This window comes from Pseudomonas sp. SB113 (assembly GCF_040754745.1).
Taxonomy (GTDB): domain Bacteria; phylum Pseudomonadota; class Gammaproteobacteria; order Pseudomonadales; family Pseudomonadaceae; genus Aquipseudomonas; species Aquipseudomonas grimontii.
In genome coordinates this window covers 1-476 of record NZ_JBFMHW010000129.1, presented here as the reverse complement: position 1 = coordinate 476, position 476 = coordinate 1, and the positions used below count along the sequence as shown (strand labels likewise).

The 476-nt window shown below is 55.5% G+C and carries 2 protein-coding genes; both read left to right on the top strand.

Annotated features, from left to right (window positions below; all coding sequences use genetic code 11):
* Positions 1-9: 9 nt before the first annotated feature.
* Entirely contained in the window at positions 10-174 is a 165-nt protein-coding gene (locus AB1462_RS31800; RefSeq protein WP_367249059.1) for a hypothetical protein, read from the top strand.
* Between the two features lie 14 nt (positions 175-188).
* The coding region (locus tag AB1462_RS31795; RefSeq protein WP_367249057.1) for a biotin/lipoyl-containing protein at positions 189-476 on the top strand (288 nt) is incomplete at its 3' end.

Genomic DNA, 476 nt, shown 5'->3' with positions numbered 1-476 from the left:
CATGACCCGATCGAGCAGGTCAAAGCACGTCTTCTTGAGAAGAAGTGGGCCAACGAAGACGAACTGAAGCTGATCGACAAGGAGGTTCGCGATATCGTTGCGGATTCCGCCGATTTCGCACAGACCGATCCGGAGCCGGATGTATCCGAGCTCTATACGGACATCACGCTTTAAGGGAGGGCAGAGATATGCCAATCGAAATTCTCATGCCCGCGCTCTCACCGACAATGGAAGAGGGCAATCTTTCCAAATGGCTCAAGAAAGAAGGCGATAGCGTTAGCCCCGGCGACGTTATTGCTGAAATCGAAACCGACAAGGCCACGATGGAAGTCGAGGCCGTCGATGAAGGTACGCTCGGCAAGATTCTGATTGCCGAGGGCACGGAAGGCGTGAAGGTGAATACGCCTATCTCCGTTCTGCTTGCTGAAGGCGAAAGCGCCGGCGATGCGGCAAAGGCCCCTGCGAAGCAGGAAGCC